General features: G+C 72.2%; 18 protein-coding genes. 8 read left to right on the forward strand and 10 right to left on the reverse strand.

Features of this window, described 5'->3' with window-relative positions; all coding sequences use genetic code 11:
- Window positions 1-72 precede the first annotated feature (72 nt).
- The gene (locus tag AWW66_RS08340; protein ID WP_067362198.1) at window positions 73-594 is read left to right on the forward strand and encodes a MarR family winged helix-turn-helix transcriptional regulator; all 522 of its coding nucleotides are present in this window, start codon (window positions 73-75) and stop codon (window positions 592-594) included.
- A 29-nt stretch (window positions 595-623) separates the two neighbouring features.
- On the opposite strand, the gene AWW66_RS08345 is transcribed toward AWW66_RS08340, so the two are convergent.
- Genes AWW66_RS08345 through AWW66_RS08355 form a run of 3 tightly spaced genes read right to left on the reverse strand, consistent with a single transcriptional unit; the run spans window position 624 to window position 2,934 of the window.
- Window positions 624-1,310 carry a GOLPH3/VPS74 family protein gene (locus AWW66_RS08345; protein WP_067362201.1) on the reverse strand — a complete coding sequence of 229 codons (687 nt, stop codon included), beginning with the start codon at window positions 1,308-1,310 and terminating at the stop codon, window positions 624-626.
- A complete protein-coding gene (locus tag AWW66_RS08350) occupies window positions 1,307-2,026 on the reverse strand; it encodes an ABC transporter permease (protein ID WP_067362203.1) in 720 nt (239 codons plus the stop codon). The genes AWW66_RS08345 and AWW66_RS08350 overlap by 4 nt, the downstream gene beginning before the upstream one ends.
- Before the next feature lie 26 nt (window positions 2,027-2,052).
- Window positions 2,053-2,934 carry an ABC transporter ATP-binding protein gene (locus AWW66_RS08355; protein WP_067362206.1) on the reverse strand — a complete coding sequence of 294 codons (882 nt, stop codon included), beginning with the start codon at window positions 2,932-2,934 and terminating at the stop codon, window positions 2,053-2,055.
- A 105-nt stretch (window positions 2,935-3,039) separates the two neighbouring features.
- Between AWW66_RS08355 and AWW66_RS08360 the strand changes: the two genes are divergently transcribed.
- From AWW66_RS08360 to AWW66_RS08370, 3 genes are all read left to right on the forward strand, one after another.
- Window positions 3,040-4,197, forward strand: a complete 1,158-nt coding sequence (locus tag AWW66_RS08360) for a sensor histidine kinase (RefSeq protein ID WP_067362209.1) — start codon at window positions 3,040-3,042, stop codon at window positions 4,195-4,197.
- Window positions 4,194-4,796, forward strand: coding sequence for a response regulator transcription factor (locus AWW66_RS08365; protein WP_067362212.1), 603 nt, complete (start codon window positions 4,194-4,196; stop codon window positions 4,794-4,796). The genes AWW66_RS08360 and AWW66_RS08365 overlap by 4 nt, the downstream gene beginning before the upstream one ends.
- A gap of 62 nt (window positions 4,797-4,858) precedes the next feature.
- Window positions 4,859-6,037, forward strand: a complete 1,179-nt coding sequence (locus tag AWW66_RS08370) for an SGNH/GDSL hydrolase family protein (protein WP_067362215.1) — start codon at window positions 4,859-4,861, stop codon at window positions 6,035-6,037.
- 276 nt (window positions 6,038-6,313) lie between these two features.
- Here the strand turns inward: AWW66_RS08370 and AWW66_RS08375 are convergent, their stop codons facing one another.
- Window positions 6,314-6,862: a hypothetical protein gene (locus AWW66_RS08375; protein WP_067362217.1), complete on the reverse strand. Its 549-nt coding sequence runs from the start codon at window positions 6,860-6,862 to the stop codon at window positions 6,314-6,316.
- A gap of 349 nt (window positions 6,863-7,211) precedes the next feature.
- On the opposite strand from AWW66_RS08375, the gene AWW66_RS08380 reads away from it, so the two are divergent.
- Window positions 7,212-7,793, forward strand: a complete 582-nt coding sequence (locus AWW66_RS08380; protein WP_067362220.1) for a hypothetical protein — start codon at window positions 7,212-7,214, stop codon at window positions 7,791-7,793.
- 84 nt (window positions 7,794-7,877) lie between these two features.
- Entirely contained in the window at window positions 7,878-8,366 is a 489-nt protein-coding gene (locus tag AWW66_RS08385) for a DUF2690 domain-containing protein (RefSeq protein ID WP_067362223.1), read from the forward strand.
- Window positions 8,367-8,381: 15 nt separating this feature from the next.
- Here the strand turns inward: AWW66_RS08385 and AWW66_RS08390 are convergent, their stop codons facing one another.
- From AWW66_RS08390 to AWW66_RS08400, 3 genes are all read right to left on the reverse strand, one after another.
- Entirely contained in the window at window positions 8,382-10,871 is a 2,490-nt protein-coding gene (locus AWW66_RS08390) for a tetratricopeptide repeat protein (protein ID WP_157527273.1), read from the reverse strand.
- Between the two features lie 41 nt (window positions 10,872-10,912).
- The gene (locus AWW66_RS08395; RefSeq protein WP_157527275.1) at window positions 10,913-11,326 is read right to left on the reverse strand and encodes a hypothetical protein; all 414 of its coding nucleotides are present in this window, start codon (window positions 11,324-11,326) and stop codon (window positions 10,913-10,915) included.
- Window positions 11,327-11,548: 222 nt separating this feature from the next.
- Window positions 11,549-12,421 carry an alpha/beta fold hydrolase gene (locus tag AWW66_RS08400; protein WP_067362232.1) on the reverse strand — a complete coding sequence of 291 codons (873 nt, stop codon included), beginning with the start codon at window positions 12,419-12,421 and terminating at the stop codon, window positions 11,549-11,551.
- Window positions 12,422-12,743: 322 nt separating this feature from the next.
- On the opposite strand from AWW66_RS08400, the gene AWW66_RS08405 reads away from it, so the two are divergent.
- Window positions 12,744-15,167 carry an ATP-binding protein gene (locus tag AWW66_RS08405; protein WP_169807076.1) on the forward strand — a complete coding sequence of 808 codons (2,424 nt, stop codon included), beginning with the start codon at window positions 12,744-12,746 and terminating at the stop codon, window positions 15,165-15,167.
- A 52-nt stretch (window positions 15,168-15,219) separates the two neighbouring features.
- Here AWW66_RS08405 and AWW66_RS08410 read toward each other — a convergent pair whose 3' ends face one another.
- Complete coding sequence (locus AWW66_RS08410; RefSeq protein WP_067362238.1) at window positions 15,220-16,734, reverse strand: cellulose binding domain-containing protein; 1,515 nt, start codon at window positions 16,732-16,734, stop codon at window positions 15,220-15,222.
- An 85-nt stretch (window positions 16,735-16,819) separates the two neighbouring features.
- Window positions 16,820-17,830: an aldo/keto reductase gene (locus AWW66_RS08415; RefSeq protein WP_067362241.1), complete on the reverse strand. Its 1,011-nt coding sequence runs from the start codon at window positions 17,828-17,830 to the stop codon at window positions 16,820-16,822.
- 229 nt (window positions 17,831-18,059) lie between these two features.
- Between AWW66_RS08415 and AWW66_RS08420 the strand changes: the two genes are divergently transcribed.
- Window positions 18,060-18,542, forward strand: a complete 483-nt coding sequence (locus AWW66_RS08420; RefSeq protein ID WP_067362244.1) for an SRPBCC domain-containing protein — start codon at window positions 18,060-18,062, stop codon at window positions 18,540-18,542.
- An 8-nt stretch (window positions 18,543-18,550) separates the two neighbouring features.
- On the opposite strand, the gene AWW66_RS34295 is transcribed toward AWW66_RS08420, so the two are convergent.
- On the reverse strand, window positions 18,551-19,333 hold the full coding sequence (locus AWW66_RS34295) for an LmbU family transcriptional regulator (protein ID WP_245648043.1): 783 nt from the start codon (window positions 19,331-19,333) through the stop codon (window positions 18,551-18,553).
- Window positions 19,334-19,528 lie beyond the last annotated feature (195 nt).

A 19,528-nucleotide genomic window follows, 5' to 3' on the forward strand; every position in this document is an offset into this window, starting at 1 on the left:
CTTCATGCTTGAAGTGAAGGTAGCACGGATAACTTCAACCGTGAAGTGAGGGTGCCTGGGTATGGTGTCGCCATGGCACCCACCGCGACCCCGGGCCCCGACGGGGACGGCACCGACGAGGCGCTCTGGCTGTCGGCGGACGAGAAGGACGCCTGGACCGGACTGGCCTCGCTGGTCCTGCTGCTGCCCGGCCGGCTGGAGACGCCCCTGCAGCAGGTGGCCGGCCTGACCCTCTTCGACTACCTGACCCTCAGCCACATGTCGGAGGCACCCGACCGGCGGCTGCGGATGAGCGAGCTGGCCTATTTGGCCAACGGCTCGCTGTCCCGCCTGTCCAACGTCGTCAAGCGGTTCGAGCAGCGCGGCTGGGTCGAACGGTTCCCCGACCCGGTGGACCGCCGCTACACGATCGCCGCGCTCACCGACGCCGGCTACGACGTCGTGGTCGCCGCCGCGCCCGCCCATGTGCGTTCGGTGCGGCGGTACGTGCTCGACCCGCTCACCCCCGCCGACCGACGCGCGCTGATGCGCATCGCCGCCAAACTCAAGGTGCGGCCGGTCGACCTGACCCAGGAGACGACCGGTCCGCAGTAGCCGCAGCCTCCTCACGGCAGCGGATGGCCCTAGCTTCGCGGAAGCACGGTGATGGCCACGATGGCGCTGTTCACCACGGCGGCCGTCACGGTGCGGGCCACGGCTGCCGCCGCGGCGTCGGCGCCCCAGACGCCTCGCTCGAGTTCCTTGGCCCGGCTGATCACCGGGGCCGTCCACGGGATCTCGCGGTGGAACTGCGGGAGCGTCCCGCTCGCCGAGAGCAGCGCCGTGAGCGCGGCGACCCGGACCGGCGGCTCCACGCCGTCGACGAGGACCTGCCGGACGTCGGCGAGCAGGCGCGCCCGTCGTGCGGTCCGGCCGTCCCGCAGGGCCGTGGTCCGGAACAGACCGAGCACCGTGCGCGGCTCCCGGTCGATGTCGCCTCGCGCGATGAGCCGTGCCAGTACCGGCTCACGCAGGGCGGGGCCGATCGCCGCGAGGACCGTCTGCACCCCCCTCGGCTTCTCGGCGAGGTAGTCCCACGCCGGGCGGAGCAGACCATCCGACGGTGGGTGACCCGCCACACTGCTGACCCGGCCCCGGCCCGTCGTGGTCAGGTGCTCGCCGAGGGCGAGGTCGGCGAGGACGGCTCCGCCGAGGACGTAGAAGAGCGTGTTCTCTCCCGCGACGGTTCCGGAACGGGGCTGGAACAGCAGCAGCAGGAGATCTTCCACCAGGGTCGGAGTGTCCGGATACGGGCGGGGTTCGGCGTTCATCGGCGAGGCTCCCAACGGAAGAGCCGGGTGGCCAGGGCGACGGCGATGACGACCCAGCCCAGGGTGGGCGCGAGCAGCAGCAGGGAGTCGGTCACGGCGACGCCCCCGTTCCAGGCGTTCCTGGTCAGCTCGGTGGCCGCGCCGCCGGGCAGCAGCCGCTTGACCCAGGCGAGGTCCGCGGTGCCGGTGATGCCCACCCAACTGGCCACGGCGATCACGCCGAGGGTGACGGGCAGGGTGGTGACCTGGGCGTGTTCGGGGGAGTTCGTCAGCCCGGCCGTGGCGAGCGCCAGACCGATCATCATGGCCACGGTCGCGAGGACCGCCACCACCAGCAGGGCGACGTTCGACGGTCCGCCGGCGATCACGGCCAGGGCCGTCAGGATCGCGGCCACCTGGATCAGGGCGAGCACGGCGACGGGCAGCAGCAGGCCGGTGAGGATGCGGGCGTCGCCGGCCGCGGTGGAGCGCAGCCGCTTGAGGAAGAGGTTCTGACGTCGGGAGGCCAGGGTGGTGACGGCGGTGGCGTAGAGCCCGAACGCGGCCACGGTGAAGGTCACGATCGCCGCGATGTAGCCGAGGCTGCCGATGGCGGCGAAGGTCTCGTGCTGGCGGACGAAGAGCACGCAGACGGCCACCGGGACGATGAGGCTGGTGACCAGCACCAGCCGGTTACGGAAGATCTGGATCAGTTCGCTGGACGCGATGGACAACATGGCGACTTTCCTCTCAGGGGACCGGATCAGGCGCTGATGGCGCGGAACACGTCGTCGAGCCGGGTCGACCCGGCCGCCAGGTCCCGCAGCTCCACCGCGTGCTCCTGCGCCCACCCCAGGAGAAGGTGCAGGTCCTTCTGCAGGGCGAAGGTCTCGATCACGACCTTGCCGTCGGCGTCGACGGCGGCCGGCAGCGGCAGCGCCGGCACCGGTGCCGCGAGGGAGAACCGGATCACGGCCGGCAGGGTGCGGGTCAACTCGGACACGGTGCCCTCACGCTGGAGGCTGCCCTGGTGCATGAGCCCGATCCGGTCGGCACGCTGCTGCGCCTCTTCCAGGTAGTGCGTGGTGAGCACGATGGTGGCCCCGTCCTCGCGCAGCCGGTCCACCGTCGCCCAGACGGCGTCGCGGGACTGGATGTCCAGGCCGGTGGTCGGCTCGTCGAGGAAGATCAGTTCCGGGGTGCCGTAGACGGCGGTGGCGAAGTCCAGCCGCCGCTTCTCGCCGCCGGAGAGCTGGGACACCCGCCGTCCCGCCCGCCCGGTCAGGTCGACGACGTCGAGCACCCGGCCGACGTCGTCCGTGCGTCCGCTGAGCCGGCCGATCAGGCCGACGGACTCACGGACCGTGAGGTCCGGGGAGAATCCGCTCTCCTGGAGCATCACGCCCATCCGGGGACGGACCGCGCGGCGGTCCTGCGGGCTGTGTCCGAAGACGCGTACGGTGCCGGAGGTCGGCTTCCGGTGTCCCTCGACGACCTCCAGGGTCGAGGTCTTCCCGGCTCCGTTGGTGCCCAGCAGCGCGTAGAGCTCCCCGGGCCGTACCTCGAAGGTGAGGTCCCGGACGGCGTGGAAGTCGCCGTAGGTGAGGTTCAGCCGGTCGACGGTGATGACGGGTGTGGTGGACATGTACCCATGACAGCGCGGACACGCCCCGGCCCGTCAGTGGCGCGGTGTCACGACCGTATGTGACGTGGTGTCACTGGTCGGGGCCGCGGGCTGCCGGATACTGGGATGGTGACCGCACCAGCGCCACGCTTCACCGCGTCGACACAGAAGAGGCTGCGCCGGCTCAACCTCGCCACCTCACTGCCGCCGGTGGTGTTCGCCGCCGTGGTCCTGGTCTACATGGACGCGCGTGTCTGGTGGCACGTCGTCGTCCTGGCGCCGGGGGCGGTGGCCGCCCTGGTCGCCTTCGAACGGTGGACGGCCAACGACCTCGCCCGGTTCGCGCTGCCCTGCGTCGTCGTGGCGGGAGCGGTATGGCCGGTGGGGGTCCTGGTGACCGGCAGCCCCAACGCGTACTGGGGTATCTGCGCCGTGGGATCGCTCGCCCTGCGCGAGGTGCGGCGGCGGCGCGCCCTGGCGATGGCCGGGTTGTTCGGCTTCGTCGCCGTGATCGGCGCCACGCGGCTGCTGGTGCAGCGGGACGACCTCGGCGGTGTCCTGGGGCTCTACGTCCTCATTCCAACCGTCCTCACCGTCGTGGTGACCGCCCTGACGGTGGCGGGGGAGCGGTTCTTCGACCTCATCCGGGAACTCGAACAGACCCGCGAGCGCGAGGCCGAGCTGGCCGTGATGCGGGAGCGCGTCCGGTTCGCCAGCGACCTGCACGACATCCAGGGCCACACCCTGCACGTGGTCAAGCTGAAGATCGCCCTGGCCCAGCGGCTGCTGGACCGCGACACCGCGCGGGCGCAGAAGGAACTCCGTGAGACGTACGCCCTGGTCAGCGACACCATCGCGCAGACCAAGGAACTCGCGTACGCCCAACGGCGGCTCAACCTCACCGCCGAGGTCGAGAACGCGAAGAACCTGTTCGAGGCCGCCGGCATCCGGGTCCGGGTGACCCGGGAGGCCGAGGCCGACGCCCGCAGCAGCGAACTGCTCGGGCAGGTGCTGCGGGAGACGACCACCAACATCCTGCGCCACGCGCAGGCCACCCAGGTGCAGATCACCCTCACCGGGGCGGGTATCACCATCGTCAACGACGGTGTGACCGCCGGCACGCTGCCCGAGCTGCGGGGACTGGCGGCGCTGCGGCAACGGGTAACGGGTGACGGGGGTGAGCTGATTGTGGAGCAGTCGGACGAGCGGTTCCTGACGGCTGCGGCCTTCCCACCCGCTCGTGCCCACGCGGCCCCGACCGCCTCGGGGGAGGACGCCCGATGACCACCATCGTGCTCGCCGACGACGAGGCGCTGCTGCGGACGGCCATGGCCGCGCTGCTGCCCATGGAGGGCGACATCATTGTCCTGGCCGAGGCGTCCGACGGCGAGTCGGCCGTCGAAGCCACCCTGCGGCACCGGCCCGACGTGCTGGTCATCGACCTGGAGATGCCGGGCGTGGACGGGCTCACCGCCGTCGCCGAGATCCGCCGCGTGCGCCCGGAGCAGGTGATCCTCATGCTCACCCGGCACGCCCGTCCGGGCGTGCTGCGCAAGGCGTTGCGGCTCGGCGTCCAGGGTTTCGTCAGCAAGTCCGCCGAGCCGGCGCACATCACCGAGGTCATCGCCACCCTGCACGCGGGCAAGCGCTGGATCGACCCGGACGTCTCCGCGCTCGCCGTCACCGAGGACTGCCCCCTCACCGACCGCGAAGCCGACGTGCTGCGGGTCACCGGCGAGGGCTACTCGGTGGCCGACATCGCCGCCCGGCTGCATCTCGCCCCGGGCACCGTGCGCAACTACCTCTCCAACGCGATGCGCAAGACCCAGACCCGGACCCGCCACGAAGCGGCCCGCTACGCTCGCGAACACGACTGGCTGTAACCGGCCGGCCGGCCCGTCACCGCCGGGCGCGACCACCCCCTGTCGATCGATGGACAGAGAACATGACCTCCACCTGGATCACCACCCCGATCACCACCGACCTCGTTCGTGGCGCGCTCGACCTGCAACGCACCGCGCGCGGTGTGCTGCCGCACCGGCTGCCCGCCTGGGCCCGGGCGCAGAACACCGACGGTCAGCTCGCCATGGTGGAGGCGCAGCCCGCCGGCGTGCGGGTGGCCCTGCGCACCCGCGCCACGGCGGTCGAGCTGGACACGCTGCCCACCAGGCACGTCTACCAGGGAGTCCCGGCCCGCCCGGGCGGCGTCCACGACCTGCTCGTCGACGGCCACCTGACCGACCAGGCCAGCGTCACCGGCGGCGACACGGTGATCATCGACATGACCACCGGGACCGCCGAGCACCGACCCGGTCCACCCGGCACCGTCCGCTTCACCGGCCTGCCCGACCGGGTGAAGGACGTCGAGATCTGGCTACCGCACCACGAGACCACCGAACTCGTCGCCCTGCGCACCGACGCCCCCGTCGCACCCGTACCCGACCGGGGGCGCCGGGTCTGGCTGCATCACGGTAGCCCCATCAGCCAGGGCTCCAACGCCACCAGCCCCACCGCCACCTGGCCTGCTGTCGCCGCGTCCGTCGGCGGCGTCGACCTGGTCAACCTCGGCTTCGGCGGCAGCGCGCTGCTCGACCCGTTCACCGCCCGCACCATGCGCGACACCCCGGCCGATCTCATCAGCGTGGAGATCGGCATCAACCTGGTCAACAGCGACGTGATGCGGCTGCGCGCCTTCACCCCGGCCGTGCACGGCTTCCTCGACACCATCCGGGACGGCCATCCCACCACGCCGCTGCTGGTCGTCTCATCCATCCACTGCCCCATCCACGAGGACACCCCCGGCCCCGGCTCGTTCGACCTCGCCGCCCTCAGCGCCGGGCAGGTGCGCTTCCGGGCCACCGGCGACCCGGCGGAACGGGCCAGCGGGAAGCTCACGCTCGGTGTCATCCGCGACGAGCTGGCGCGGATCACCGCCCAGCGCGCGAGCGACGACCCGAACCTGCACTACCTCGACGGCCTCGACCTCTACGGCGAGGCCGACTACGCCGAGCTGCCGTTGCCCGACGAACTCCACCCGGACACCGCCACCCACCGCCGCATCGCCGAACGCTTCGCGAAGCGGGCGTTCACCCCTGACGGGCCCTTCGCCGGGCGGGACTCCTGACCGGTCCGAGGTCAGTGGTGTAGGGGACGGTCAGCACCGATCGGGCCCGTGCGCCTCAGTCCGGCTTCCCCGCGCTCGTCGGGCCAGTCCGCCACCGGCTGTTCCGGTGGCGAACATTCGGACTCCCGGTCGTAGGTCAGGCGTCGCTCGATCCGCCGGTACACCTCGGCGCGGTCGGTGGGGTCGACCGCCGGCCTGGCCGGAAGACCTCCGGTCGGGCACGCCGGAGGGCGGTCACCTGCCGCCCGGTGGAGGGCTGCCTGCCCAGCAGGTCGGTCAGCGGCGGTCGAGCGCCGACTCCAGGCGTTGGATGAGGGTCTTGCGGCCCTTGCCGGCGCGTTCCGTGCGGAGCGCGGCCCGCAGTTGCCTGGCGTCGAGGTCCCGGACGCGCCGGGTCGCCTCGGCGACCGTCAGGTCGCTCAGCGGGACGGCTGCGGCGGTGCGGCGGGCCTGCTTGGCCGGCCCGGTGTTGGCGACGTACTGCTTGCCGGAGGTCGACCCCCGGCGCTTCTTGACGTCGGTGGCCCGTTGCTGCTCGGGGGAGAGCTTCTTCCACGCCTGTTCCGGAAGGTAGCGGTCGGTCTCGCCGTCATGCCGTGCCCGGGTGGTGCCCTGCCTGGTCCGCCACTTCTGGTCGCCCCAACGCTGGAGGGACTTCTGGCGCTCGTCCTTCGGACCCTGGAAGCCGCCGCCGCGCTTCTCGTACTCGTTGGTGAGAAGCTGCGACTTGCGCGCCGACCACTGCCCCGGCCGGCCGCCCCGGTCGGACGCCCGGATCTCTTCCTTGAGCTGTTCCCGCAGCTCGGGCTTCGTGTATCGCGCCATGGTCGTGAGTACCCGTCGTCGGACGTCGTAACCACCGCCACCGGCACGGGGTGCCGTGGATGCTTCTGGCTGCCACCAGCCGAGCGGTCCAGCCGGTCTCGCCATCGGCCCAGGCCGACCTGCCCGCAGTGTCGACGTCGGCCTCGGTCGCGCAGTGGCTCACCGAGCACCGCGGCCGTCGGCCGAAGGCCGCCAGGCTCGCCGCTCACCAGGCCGGGCGATCGGCCCCACCACACCGACTGTCGGATCACGGTCAGCGTGCCCCGCCGAGACGGATGTTCCCTACCCTCGTGATATCGATCCCGGTGCGCGCCGAAGCCGGCCGGCGACCCCGTCATGGAGGTGGTCCATGTCCCCCCACCACACCCTGTTCGCTTCCCGCTTCCGCCGTCGTCCACCGGCCCTGCTCCTGATCCTCGGGTTGCTCCTGGGTCTCGCCGCGCCCACGGTGGCGGCGGCACCCGTGTCCGCCGGGCCCAGCGTGCTGACCCTCCCGTTCTGTACCTCCAGCGGCTTCTTCGATCCGGATCCGATCGTCGGCCCCGTCACCACCGGTACGACCTGGACATTCATCGGGGCCCGGAGCAACGGGCCCTTCACCTACCGGTACTGGATGGCGCAGCGGCCATCGGGCGGGTCGTCGATCCTGTACTACCAGCACAGCCTGGTCGCCGAGTGCAACTCAGCGAACCTGCTGGTCTCCAGCACGGAGCTCACGACCACCAGCGTCTCCGCCAGCAGCATCTACTGCACCCGCTACACCGACATCTCGTCACCGGTGATGGCGAGCACCGAACGGTACGTCGGGCAACGATGGGTTCCCACCACGGGGCTCACCCCGACCGCCACGATCCGGTACTGGCACGGGGAGTGGTACTCGCTCACCTCCCTGACCTGGAACTACAGCTACAGCTACGTGGTGCGGTGCTGAACACCCGTCTGCTCACCCGGGTCCTACCACACCGGACAGACGGAAACCAGACATGTCAGTCTCTGTTTAGAGGAGTCCTCGCCCATGAGCAGGAGCGTCTCGCGCGTCGTCGCGGCGGTGGCCCTCACCGCCGGGCTGGCCCTGGCTCCGGTCCAACCCGCCCAGGCGGCACCGCCCGGCGGCCAGTACGACTACACCGACCCCGCCCAGACGGGCTGCTCGGCAACCGCCATCACCATCTGGTCGAAGCAACTCCAGCACCCGGTCACCGGCGTGGTGAACGGTGTCATGGAGGTGCGCTACTCCACGGCGTGCCAGACCAACTGGGTACGAGTGAACAACTACGTCAACGGCGCCGCGGCCACGAAGATCATGATCCGTCCGCGAGTACACGCCCCGGAAGGTGGGTCGCTGGAGTACGCCTCGGACACCACCGTCGACGTCTACCACGGCTGGAGCTACGGGCTGCAGTTCTACGCCCCGTCCTGGGTCTGCATCCAGGTCGGCGCGACGCTCACCCTCGGCAACGAGGTGATCGGCTCCAACGGGCAGTCCGTCGACTGGGTCTGCTGACCGGCGCCGGACCGGTCACCGCATTCCGCGGTCAGCCCGTAGCTGGGCGAGGCGCGCTTCGACGAGACGGGTCAACGGATCGTCCGGTCCGAACTCGTGGACGGTCCTGGCATGCTCGCGCCTCCAGTAGGTCAGCGGGTCGGTGAGCATGCCGTCGACGTCGGCGCCCGCCTCGCGGAGGGCATCGAGAAGCCCGGGGAGGACGCGCAGCGTGCCGAGCCGTTGCTCCACGATCGCGGTGTGCGGGTGGTCGGGACCGAGCACCCGCGTGCAGTCGGACAGGAGACGTTCCCACGCGCGCGCAGCGCCTGCCCGGTCCCCGGCGGCCTCGATCCAGTGTGCGGCGTTGTGCCGGATCGTCAGGGTGTGGGGATGATCGGGGCCGAGGACCAGGCGGTAGGCGGCGGCGAGGGCCTCGTGGGCTGTCGCGGCAGCCGCGTGGTCACCCGCGTGTCCGTACGACCGGGCCAGGTTGGCGCGGGCCCGCAGGGTGATCGGATGGTCGGGGCCGAGGATCTCCTCGCAGTCCCTGACCAGCGCCGTGTGGGCTGCCGGATCGGCGGCGTGGCTGGACGCGTTGACCTCGCATCTCGTAGCCAGGGTGTCCGGATGGTGGGGGCCCAGGATCCGCAGGCAGTCGGCGAGGACCAGGTGAAGGTCGGTGGGCTCCCCGGCCTGGGCGAGGAGTACGGCGAGGTTGTTCCGGGTGGCGATCGTCTGCCGGTGCTGGTGGCCGAGGACCCGGCGCTGATCGGGGAGGAGGCTCTCGTACCCCGCGATCGCCCCCGGGCGGTCGCCGGCCTCCGCCCGCATCCGCGCGAGATTGTGGCGGGTCGTCAGGGTGGCCTCGTGGTCGGGGCCGAGAACACGCAGCTGCTCCGCCAGTAAACCGGTCAACGTGGTGGCGGCACCGGCGTGGTCGCCGGCGAGGCCCTGCCAGTAGGCGAGGTTCCCCCGGGTGGTCAGCACGTCGGCATGATCCGCCGGGTGCAGGCGCTGGTCGTCCAGGAGCAGTTCGCGGTACGTGGCGACGGCCCCGGCGTGGTCACCTGCCAGTCCCCGGCTCCCGGCGAGACAGTGCCGGACGTGGCGGGTGTGCTCATGATCAGGGCCGAGCAGCCGGCGCGCGGTCGCCCACAGGCCGCTCCAGTAGGTGACGGCGGCACGGACATGGCCCTGGTCGCGGAGGCTGGCCCCGGTGTGAAAGAGCACCGGGTGGGCACCGGGCTGCCACAGCAGCTCCCCGCTGTGGCCGAGCAGCGCCTCGGCGTTCGCGCGCAGGCCCTCCTCCGCCGTCGGGGTGCGGTAGCTGCTGCGCCAGATCCGGGCCAGGGCGTTCGCGGCGGTCTGGGCGACCGTCCGGGCCTGCTCGGGCAGCAGCCTGTCCCGGGTGGCGCGTTGCACCAGGGCGTGGACGCGGACCTCGTCGCCCTCGATGGTCAGCAGGCTGAGCCGCCGAAGGTTGCGCAGGCCGTCGAGGAGGTCCTCGGTAGCCGGCCGTGGCCCTGTGCCGCGCAGGTACGCGTCGCACGCCGCGGCGACGACCACCGTGAGCGGGATGCCATTCGGGTCCAGGAAGCTGGCGAGGTTCAGCAGCGGCCGAGCCTGCCCGGCCGGGGACAACCGGTCCGCGGCCTCGATCGACAGGGACCAGGTGACGGCGATCGTGGCGGTCTGGTCGTCCGGCAGCGCCTCGGTCTCCGGCACCAGCTCGGCGAGCGTCCTCCTGCGTTCGGCGAACCTGCGCCGGTAGCCGGCACAGGTCAGGTCCCGGTCGAGGAGGTACGCGGCGGCCTGGGCGAGGGCCAACGGCAGGTACCCGAGGTCGGCCGCCAACCGCTCGGGCTCATCCAGCAGCGCCGGATCGTCGCCGAGCTTCTCACCCAGGTACCGGTGCGCCTCCTTTGGCGTGAACAGGCCGACGTCGACGATGCGCCGACCCTGTGCGGCGAGGACGGCGTCCCGCCGGCGGGTGGTCACCAACACCCGACCGCCGGCCGTGCGCGGCGGCCACAGACCAGCCAGGTCCCCGGGTGCGGTGAGGTCGTCGAGGACGATCAGCCAGCGCCGGCCGTGCGGCTCCGCGAGCCAGGACAGGAAACGGGCGGCGCCCTCGGCCGGGTCGGCCGCCTCGACGCCGGTGAGGTCGGTCGCGGCGCTGGAGAACGCGCCCAGCACGGCCACCCGGGACCTGGCGGTGACCCACATCAACAGGTCGACGTCGCCGTCCCGCCACGCTCGGTCGGCGAACTCGGCGGCGAGCTGGGTCTTGCCGACGCCGCCCAGGCCGGACAGCACCTGGCAGGACCCCACCGTCGAGCCGGCCGGCACCGCAGCCAGCAGGTCCTCGTCGGCCTGCCGGCGCTGCCGGCAGTCGGCCAGCGCCGGAACGACACCGAAGCGGCGCGGCCACCTCGACGCCACCCGGCCCTCGTCGACGCCGGCCGAGTGGACGTGGATGGACGAGCCGTAGAAGACCCCGGCCGCCCCGTGGTTGCCCGTCACCTGGACCACCGCCGGACCGGAGCCACCGGGGACGGCCGGCCCTACGCCGTCCCCGGCTCCGCCGGGGGGCCGGGCCTACCCCCACCCGGCGCCTGATTGGTGATCGTCACCGGCGCGTGGAACGTGCCGACCGCACCGAAGTTGGTGTCCACCCGGAAACGGTCGCCCCTGCCGGCGACATCCGCGCCCGCCAGGTCCAGCAGGCGCTGGGCGGTGGCGAGGACCTCCTGGTCCGCGTCGGCACCGCACACGGCGAGCGCCACACCCAGGCGGACCGGGGTCACCTCCGCCTCCGCGTCCAGCACGCCGACATCCGAGCCCCGGCGAGCCAACAGCCGGGACAACCGGCCTTTCAGAGCTGCGTACGTATCGGCGACCGCGCTGTTCGCAGCCGTCGACACCCCCGCCGCGGCACCCGTCGCCAGCGCGGCGAGGATCAGTTCGACACCGGTCACGACCACCTCCCACGCGCCAGCGTCACAGATGGGGTCAACCGCCGTGACCCCGTGCCGAGCGTCCGTGCCGGCGTCGTTGTCCAGCTCACCGAGCTGACCGCGAGTAGCGCCGCGAGAGACCCTGCGATGCCAGTGTGCGGTGATCGGTGGCACCGACCACCCGCTGTTGGTCCACCACGAGCCGCTCGAGGATCGAGTTGGCGACGCGGGGCCGACCCCGCCTCAGCGGTTGTCGTCGAGCGTCTGCCGGAGGGTCACCGCGAACGCGTCCGGGTCGCCGGGCCAGCCGAACTCCCCACCGAGGAAGCCGCCGTGGTGGCTGGGGAAGATCACCGCCGTCGTGCCGAGCCGGTCGGCGACGGCGAGCCCGCCGCGGTGGGCCAGCTCGCCCTCCGATTCGGCCCCGACGCCGACCACGATCCGGGTCGACGCCGCCCGCAGGGCGTCGAAGTCGTGCTCATGGTGGGTGCAGGTGATGAGGTTCTGCCCGAGCAGCACGTCGTCGCGGGAGCCGTCGTCGTCGGTCGGCAGGCCGAACGCGGCCGGATCGGGTGCCGGCCGCTCGGCGTAGTCGGCCGGGATCTCGCCCCGGAACCCGGTGAGCGCCATGAACCGCGCCATACCCGCACCGAAGCCGTCCCGTTCGTACGCCTGGCGAACGTCGGCGGTCGCGGCCAGCGCCGGCTCCCGATCCGGCAGCACCTGGACGGCCGGAGGCTCGTGCGCCACCAGGACGCGCACCTGCTCCGGGTGCCGGGCCACCAGCACGAGCGCGTTGACGGCGCCGCCGCTACTGGCGAAGATGTCCGCCGGCCCGCCACCGAGGGCCTCGATCACCCGGTGCAGGTCGTCGGCGTGCTGCTCGGGCGTGGACTCGCCGCCGGTGTCGGCGCGCCTGCTGCGTCCGGCCCCGCGCGGGTCGACGGTCACCACCGTACGGTCCCGGAAGTGCGCGGCGAGGCTGGTGAACCCGGTGGCGTCCATCGGGGAGCCGATCATCAGCAGCGTCGGTGCGGTGCCGGCGCCGCCCTCGCGGACGTCGTAGTGCAGGGTCGCCCCCGGCACGTCCAGGACGTGGGTGCGTGCCTCGGTCATGGTGATGCCCTTCTGACGGTGCCGGTGGCGGCCGGTCCGGCGGGACGGTCGGCTCGCCCCGGGACGGGACCACAGGACAGCGGTCGAGCGGTTCGACGCGAAGCTATCACCGGCCACCGACAGAAAAGCTCCGCTCGACCGCTTCCACCCACCCACGGTGGACAGGCCGCTGCCCGTACGGGCCCCAACGCCGGTCCCGGTGACTCGTCACGGATCCACCATGGTGATGATCACACTCTGTGCGCACCCGCCCGTTGTTCGTCACGCACATGCGAGCATCTATGCGCGTTACGTGAGGGCGGGCGTTGGTGGTGGGGGGAGCATGCCCACAAGTCGGGTGCAGCGTGACCAGTTCGGAGGCCTGCTCAGGACCCTCCGCCGGGAGCGGGGGCTGACCCAGGAAGAGCTTGCCGAGGCGGCCGGGTCCAGCGTCCGCGGCATCCGGGAGATGGAAAGCGGCCGGGTACGCAGCCCACAACGACGGACCGTGGTGCTGCTCGCCGACGCCCTGCGGCTGGCCGGGGAGGACCGCGACCGCTTCGTCACCCTGGCCCGGGCCGACCGGCAGCCACCCACCAGCGGAGCAGCGCCGCCCGACGACGCGGTGGTGTCCAGCCGCCCGGCGGTGGTCGTCCCCGGGGAACTGCCCGCCGCGGTGCCCGACCTGACCGGCCGGGCGGAGATCCTGGACCGGCTCTCGACACTGGCCGCCGACGTCACCGCCGGACGACCCGACACCCCCTCGGTGGTGGTGCTGCACGGGCCGCCGGGAATCGGCAAGACCAGCCTCGCCGTCGCCGCCGGACACCGGCTCAGCCCCGCCTTCGCCGGCGGACAGCTCTTCGTCGACCTGCAGGGCGTCCCCCCGGACGGACCGGTCGACCCGGCCGAGGCGCTGGCCGGAATGCTGCGGTCACTCGGGGTACCGGACGCGCGGGTGCCGGTGTCACCCGCCGAACGGGGCGGCCTGTTCCGCACCCTCACCCGCGACCGGCCGCTGCTGGTCGTCCTGGACAACGCCGCGAACGAGGCCCAGGTCCGCCCCCTGCTGCCGGCCGGGCGGGGATGCCTCGCGTTGATCACCTGCCGGCGGCCCCTGACCGGTCTCGCCGGCACGGCCCGCCAACCCCTCGACCTGCTCGACCCGGCAGCCGGTCGACAACTGCTCACGGCGATCGTCGGCGCCGACCGGATCGCCGCCGAACCCGCCGCCGCCGACCACCTCGTCAAGCTCTGCGGCCGGCTGCCCCTGGCCCTGCGGATCGCCGGGAACCGCCTCGCCAGCCGACCGCAGTGGTCGGTCGGCTGGCTGGTGGACCTGCTCCGCGACCAGCGCCGACGGTTGACCGTCCTGACCGCCGGCGACCTGGGTGTCCGGTCCGCGTTCGAGGTCTCGTACCGGCAACTGGACCCCACGACCGCGCGGGTGTTCCGCCGGGCCTCGCTGATACCCGGCACCGACTTCGCACCCGCGCTGGTCGCCGCCGTCGCCGGCACCGACGAGGAGACCGCGGCGGTGGCCCTGGAGGAACTGGTCGAGGCCGGCGTCCTCCAGACCACGGGGGACCGGTACCAGTTCCACGACCTGGTCCGGCTCTACGCCCAGGAACGCCTCGACGCCGAGGACCAACCGGCCTGCCGGACCCGGGCGCACACGCAGATGGTCGACTGGCTGCTGCGGCGTACCCGACAGGCCGGCGCCATGTTCGAACCGGTCGCCTGCCGGGCCGATTCCCCGTTCGACGACGACCGGGCGGCGGCCTCCTGGCTGGACCGGGAGGCCGGCAACTGGCTGGCCGCGCTCCGCGACGCGGCCCGCTCCGGTCGGCACGCCGACGTGGTCGCGGTCGCCCGGGCCCTGCACTGGTACTCCGACGCCACCAGCCACCGGCACTCCTGGGACGAGATCTTCTCGCTCGGGGTGGCCGCGGCCCAGGCCATCGGCAGCCCTCGCGACGAGGCAGTCCTGCTGAACTTCCTGGGCTGGGCCCGGTACTTCTGCCGGGACCGCAACACCGACGGGCTGGCCGCCCTGGCCCGGGCCCTGGACCTGGCCCGGCGGATCGGGGACCGCCGGGAGGAGGCGTGGGCGCTGACCTACACCGCCGCGATCCACATCCGGCTCGGCCGCGCCGCGACCGTCATCGACCACTGTCGCCGCGCCGTGGACCTGTTCCGTGCGGTCGGGCACGCCCTCGGCGAGCACAGCGCGGCGAGCGTGCAGGGCGGCGCGCTGGCCGCGCTCGGCCGGTTCGCCGAAGCGGCCGAGCTGCACCGCGAGGTGCTGGCGTTCTACCGCCGGGGCAACGGTCTCAGCCGTACCGGCGCGGCGGTGGCCCAGGCCGGCGCGATGACGAGCCTCGGGGCGGACCTGGCCGGGATGGGCCGGTGGCGCGAGGCCGCCGACGAGTACGCCCGCGCCTGGCGGGTGTTCCACCGCTGCGGCGCGACCTTCAGCGAGGCCAGCGCCCTGCACCGGTACGGGCTCGCGCTCCAGGCGCTGGGTGAGGTCGACGCGGCGGCCGAGGCGCTGCGCTCGGCGCTGGCCCTGTACGCCGCACTGTCCTGCCCGTGGTGGGAGGCACAGACCCTGTACGCGCTCGCGGGCCTGGCCGGGGCGGCGCCGGACCGGGCCGCCGACGCCCGCGTGCTGCGCCAGCGGGCCCTCGACCGGTGCGGCGAACTGGACGCCCCGGAGGTGCGGACCCTGCGCGCCACCCTGCGACGCGAACTGGCCGAGTCCTGACCGCACCGGCACCGGGCCCCGCCGACGACGCGGCGGGGCCCGGTGGACGGGGTCAGTTGCAGGTGGTGCCGTTGAGGGTGAACGGCACCGGGGCGGCCGGGGAGCCGTTCGCGGTGAAGCCGACGGTGACGGCGCCGCCGGTCGGGATGGCGGCGTTGTGGTTCTCGTTGGTGACGGTCACCGCCGACCCGGTCTGCTGGAAGACACCGTTCCAGTGGCCCTGGAGGGTCTGCCCGCCGGGGAAGGACCAGCCCAGCGACCAGCCGTTGATGGCCGGGCCGTCGTTGTAGACGGTGACGCTGGCGCTGTAGCCGGTGCCCCACGAGTTGGTGACGACGAAGGAGACCCGGCAGGTGCTGGCGAGCGTCGTCGCCGGCACGAGGTTGCCGTAGTCGTCGCGGGCGGTGGCGAAGTCCTGGAACCCGAAGCCCGGCCCGGCCGACCGGGTGGTGGTGCCGGCGGCGAGCACCGTGCCGTCGGAGTTGACGGCGAAGACCGGGCCGCCACTGTCGCCGCCCCGGGCGGACTCCTCGCCGTCGAGCTGGGTGGCCTCGACGAGGTCCTCGATGTCGGTGTAGTGGAAGTCGACCCGCAGGTTGCAGACGGGACCGCCGATCTCACCGGCGGAGGTGTACCCGGACTGGCACAGCAGCTGACCGGGGATGACCTGGGTCCAGCCGACCACCTCGGCGCGGACCTCGTCGTGCTGACCGCCGACGTAGATGTGGTCGCCGGGCGACGCCGTCGAGATGATCATCGTGTCGTGGTCGTCGTTGCTGTCGACCGCGTAGCCGACCAGCGTGCCGGTGTTGGTGGTCGTGTTCCACCCGACGTGCCAGGGCGAGCCGATGGCTCCGCAGTGCTCGGCGGTGAGGACGTACCCGTCGCCCGTGTCGGCGTCGCGGACCCCGAAGCCGGCGGTGCAGCCGGGGGTGGTGAACCCGATGCCCGACCCGCCGTCGAACGGGGCGACGTCGTTGGCCCGGGACCGCTCGACCATCCGCTCGCGCTCGACGACACTGGTACGCACCCCGGTGGCCGGCAGCTTCGGCAGCCTGGCGCTCCGGGCGCCCTCGACGGCGAGCTCGATGCCGCTGCCGTCGGTGCGCAGCCGGACCGAGTGGATGGCGTCCGCCGGGTCGGCGGCCACCACCGGGGCGAGCCTGGCCGCCGCCGCGCGCAGCTCGGCGCGGGAGTAGGTCGCGTCGACCACCTCGACCGGCGCGGTGCGGCGGGCGGCGGTGACGGCCGCGACGACGTCGGTGGGCGGCGCGCCCTTCCACCACAGGGTGACGTGGTCGTCGACCAGGCCGATGCCGGCGTAGCCACGGGCCGGGGTGCGCTCCACCGCGGTACGGATGACATTGGCCGCGTCGACCAGCGGAGCCTGGGCGAGCATCCGGTCCAGGGTCGGTGCCGGGATGATGTCGAGGATGGACGTGGCGGCCCCGGCCGCCGTCGGCTGGCTGGACTCCGCGTACACGGAGGCGGAACCGGTGAGCGCCGTCGCAGCGACCAGTGCCCCGACGACCACCGTACGGGTGATCGCTTCCCGAAGTTGTGTCATGGCGCTGAGTCAAACAACGCCCGATGCCGGGAGACAGGCAGGACGCCCGGCAGGAGTCATCCTGCCGGCGGCCGACCGGTGCTGGTCACGTTCCCGGAGGGTGTGTCGGCCCGGAGCCGACACGCTCCTCCCGCAGGACGGTGGCGATCGCCTCGAGGTCCGCGGCTGACAGCCGCATCGTCGCGCCCGTCGACCAGTCGTCGATCTGATCCGGTCGGCGTGCCCCGGTGATGGCGCCGGTGACGCCCCGCCACGCCAACACCCAGGCGATGGCGACCGCGCTTGTCGTCGCGTCGTGCCGGGTGGCGATGTCGGTGAGTGTCCGGGTGAGATGCAGTGTCTTCTGCAGGCCGCGCCCCCGGAATCGGGGATCGCGCGACCGCCAGTCGGTCGGCGGCAGCGCGGCGGTGCGTTCCGTGCTGAACGCGCCGGTCAGGAGACCGGACCCGAGCGGGCTGTAGGCGATGACCCCGACCTGGTTCCGGGCGCACCAGGCGATCTCCTCGGCGGCACCCCGGTCGAGGGCGGACAGCGGTGGCTGGAACGAGTCGACCGGCGCGAGGGCGTGCGCCCGCCGCAGTTCGTCGAGCCGGTGGTTGGACAGGCCGGCCGCGCGGATCTTGCCCTTCGTCCGGAGGTCGGCCATCGTCTGCCAGTACTCCTCCAGCGGCGTCCCGTCCGTGGTGGGCCAGTGCATCTGGAGCAGGTCGACGCACTCCAGCCCCAGTCGCCGTAGCGACGCGTCGAGTTGCCGTTCGATGCTCTCGCGGCGTCCGGCGACGGTACCCGGTTCGACGTCGTCGCCCCAGACCGGCCCGCACTTGCTGAAGATGTACGGACGGGAACTGCGGGGCAGCGAGGCGAGTGCTTCCCCGACCAACTCCTCGGCGTGGCCGAGGCCGTACACCGGCGCCGTGTCGAGCCAGTTCAGCCCCGCGTGCTCCACGGCGTGCCGGATGGTGTCCAGCGCCGCCGCCCGGTCCTGTGGACCCCAGCCGAAGAACCAGTCGTCTCCGCCGAGCGCCCACGTACCGAGTCCGATCCGGGTGATGGTGAGCGGGGACCGTCCCAGTCGTACCGATGGCAGCGCGGTCATGATGCCTCCGTTCACTTGTCCGACCGTTGGCGTTCGATTCTTCCGACCCCGTGCGTGGGTCATGGTCTCGTATCGGTGGCGAGAAGACAATTGCGATGCTGCCACGCCGGTCAGGGACGACAGTGACAGGAAACCACCGTGACAGACGGGTCCGTGACGATGGGGGCGGCGACATTCGGCGCCGAGTGTGGACAGGACAGCGGCGATGGTCGGTGAGGAGAGGTGAAGCGTGACCGGAACCGAATTCTTTGCTCCGTCAGGGGAGCAGAACATCACTATCAGGCATTTTTTCCACGCACCCCGGGATCTCGTCTTCAGGGCCTGCACGGAAACTGACCTGCTTGCCCTGTGGTGGGGATCGGAGGACATGGAGACGGCTGTCGACGTGGACGTGCGGCCGGGCGGAAGATACCGGTACGTCAGTCGGGACGGCCACGGCAACGAATTCGCGATCGGCGGCGTCTATCACGACGTCGTGGTTCCCGAGTTGATCGTGCAGACGTTCCAGTTCGAGGGGATGCGCGGGTTCGTCCAGCTCGAAAAAATCTCCTTCCAGGAGGTCGGTGGAGGGACGAGGTACCAGTCGGAATGTGTCTTCTCGTCGGTCGGTCAGCGCGACGAGATGGTGCGTTCCGGCATGGAGGTGGAAACCCGGGGCAGCATGCGGCGGCTCGCCCGCGTCGTCGAGAGCCTCCGGGTGGGCGCGGTCTGACCACTCGCCTACCGCTCCGGGGAATCGGCGCCGGTGTCCCGCCGGCGGGACAACCTGGTGAACGGCAGCAGCGCCGAGCCGCTGGCGCGTCCGCCCTTCAGGGAGTGCTGATCCGCAGGTGGACCGGTGCCCGGGTCGTGCGCCTGCTCCGCCGCCCGGTCGAGGATGGAGACGATCCAGGAGGCCAGGTCGGTGCTGGCCCGTTCGGCGGCGGCCCGCCAGCTCGCCAGTCGCGACTCCTCCACGGGGACGGGAGGCAGGGCCGGCACGGCGGCCTGGTCGGGCACCACCCTTCCGCGCGCTTCCCGAATGCGCTGCCGTAGCCGGTTCCGGGACCACCTGTACTGTTCGGCCCGGTCCAGCCACACGTCCTGTTCCGCCGGGGGAAGGGCGGCCACCTCGGCATGGTGCTGAAAGCTGAGGTTCTCGCGCCGCCTGGCGGGCTCGAACTTCCGGGCGACCCAGGCGTAGTTACGCAGCGTCTGGTAATCGAGACCGAGTGTCTCCACGGTTCTCGCGTACCGACTCTCGTACCTGTCCTGTCCGTAGATCAGCCAGTCGCCGAGGCACCAGGCGAACGAGTCGACCAGCCCGTAGATCTTCGGACCGGCCTCGGCCCACTGCTCGTAGGTGGTCGCCGGCGGGAACCGGAGCCCCACGCGGGTCGTCAGGATCTGGTGGCGTTCGGGGGTGATTGCCGGGTGCTGCTGGTCCGGGCCGAGGAAATAGTCGGTGGACTGCTTCACCAGGCGCTGCGAGCTCGGTGTCGGCTTGTCGGGTACATGCTTCACGCTGCCACCTCTTGCTGACTGTTGGACACTGGCACTCGACACCGGTCCCCGCGTGGTCGGAAACAGAGTGGGAACGAGCGTGTCGACGGCTGTCCGCCCGTGTCGGGAGCGCGAGTGAATGGGCGAGCAACCCGAGTCTGCCGGTGACTGCCATCCGTGACGGCATGTGCTGACCCTGCTCACGAAATCGGCCGT

The organism is Micromonospora rosaria, from assembly GCF_001567585.1.
GTDB lineage: Bacteria > Actinomycetota > Actinomycetes > Mycobacteriales > Micromonosporaceae > Micromonospora > Micromonospora rosaria.

Coding starts and splice junctions, on each gene's coding strand:
- AWW66_RS08385 (WP_067362223.1), top strand. CDS start 7,878: ATGAGCAGGAGCGTCTCGCGCGTCGTCGCGGCGGTGGCCCTCACCGCC.
- AWW66_RS08370 (WP_067362215.1), top strand. CDS start 4,859: ATGACCTCCACCTGGATCACCACCCCGATCACCACCGACCTCGTTCGT.
- AWW66_RS08405 (WP_169807076.1), top strand. CDS start 12,744: ATGCCCACAAGTCGGGTGCAGCGTGACCAGTTCGGAGGCCTGCTCAGG.
- AWW66_RS08400 (WP_067362232.1), bottom strand. CDS start 12,421: ATGACCGAGGCACGCACCCACGTCCTGGACGTGCCGGGGGCGACCCTG.
- AWW66_RS08410 (WP_067362238.1), bottom strand. CDS start 16,734: ATGACACAACTTCGGGAAGCGATCACCCGTACGGTGGTCGTCGGGGCA.
- AWW66_RS08355 (WP_067362206.1), bottom strand. CDS start 2,934: ATGTCCACCACACCCGTCATCACCGTCGACCGGCTGAACCTCACCTAC.
- AWW66_RS08360 (WP_067362209.1), top strand. CDS start 3,040: ATGGTGACCGCACCAGCGCCACGCTTCACCGCGTCGACACAGAAGAGG.
- AWW66_RS08415 (WP_067362241.1), bottom strand. CDS start 17,830: ATGACCGCGCTGCCATCGGTACGACTGGGACGGTCCCCGCTCACCATC.
- AWW66_RS08345 (WP_067362201.1), bottom strand. CDS start 1,310: ATGAACGCCGAACCCCGCCCGTATCCGGACACTCCGACCCTGGTGGAA.
- AWW66_RS08380 (WP_067362220.1), top strand. CDS start 7,212: ATGTCCCCCCACCACACCCTGTTCGCTTCCCGCTTCCGCCGTCGTCCA.
- AWW66_RS08365 (WP_067362212.1), top strand. CDS start 4,194: ATGACCACCATCGTGCTCGCCGACGACGAGGCGCTGCTGCGGACGGCC.
- AWW66_RS08340 (WP_067362198.1), top strand. CDS start 73: ATGGCACCCACCGCGACCCCGGGCCCCGACGGGGACGGCACCGACGAG.
- AWW66_RS08350 (WP_067362203.1), bottom strand. CDS start 2,026: ATGTTGTCCATCGCGTCCAGCGAACTGATCCAGATCTTCCGTAACCGG.
- AWW66_RS08375 (WP_067362217.1), bottom strand. CDS start 6,862: ATGGCGCGATACACGAAGCCCGAGCTGCGGGAACAGCTCAAGGAAGAG.